This window comes from Psychrobacter sp. 1U2, from assembly GCF_051847575.1.
Genome location: NZ_JBPYDC010000508.1, coordinates 1 through 1,012, shown reverse-complemented (window position 1 = coordinate 1,012; position 1,012 = coordinate 1). Strand labels below are relative to the sequence as shown.

Annotated in this window: 1 protein-coding gene; it reads left to right on the top strand. The window is 45.8% G+C overall.

Annotated elements, in window-relative coordinates:
• The coding region (locus ACS8FD_RS16920) for a DUF4139 domain-containing protein (RefSeq protein WP_439276697.1) at window positions 1–948 on the top strand (948 nt) is incomplete at its 5' end.
• Window positions 949–1,012: the final 64 nt, after the last annotated feature.

Here is a 1,012-nt window from a genome sequence, read left to right as displayed (position 1 = left end):
TGGGAGCCAACCTATCAAGCACGCCTGAATACTGAGAGTAAAGAGCTTAGCATCACAGCTTCTGCCGTCATCGCCCAACAAACGGGAGAGAACTGGTCAAATATACCCGTTACTTTGAGCACTGTTAATCCCAATCAAAATACTACTAGTCAGCTGCCAAAAGTACAGCGTTTATCTTTATATGAAGCGCTGCAAGCTAAACGCGCTAGGTATGCGCCAGTTGCTATGGAAGCTGTCCCTGTGGTTGTTTCTGCAAGCGATAACTATGGCGGCGCCGAGTCTGCTGCGAACATGGCACCGCTGCCAAGTTTTACTGTTAGTAGCCAAAACAAAAATGGTATTACTGAGTATCGTTTGCCGCAGCGCGTCAGCATCCCAAGTGATGGTAGACGGGTACGGACGGTCATTGATGAGCAATCTGGTAACAGTAAGCTGTGGCTACGCAGTACACCAAGTGTCGAGCAAGCCGCCTATTGGTACGCATCAGCGCCTTTTTTGACCCCAGCTTGGATCGATGGCTCATTACAGTTATATCGCGATGATAACTATGTCGGACAGTCGCGCTATAGCTATCAATCGCTAAAAGAGCAGGGCATTGGTTTTGGGATTGATCCTAACGTGTTAGTAAAGCAGCTGACCGATGAAGACAAACAAGGCGATAAAGGGGTGTTCAATCGTTTGCAAACCTTGACGACCAAACAGGCCTATCAATTTACCAATCAGCACAATCGCAGCGTGCATTTGCAAGTTTTAAGCGCTGAGCCTATCAGCCGCGATGAGGATATCAACGTTACAGCGACCCATACACCAGCAGTTACTGAGCAGGATTGGAATGACAATAAGGGCATGGTCGCTTGGGAGTTTGATTTGCCAAGTAGGCAATCGCGAGTGGTACAGTCTACTTATCAAATTAGCTACCCTGCCGATAAGAAGCTAAACACTAATTAATTATTAAAAATATAAAATAACAGTCGCGCTAAATGACAGGCTCTTAACAACTATAATTTTTAAA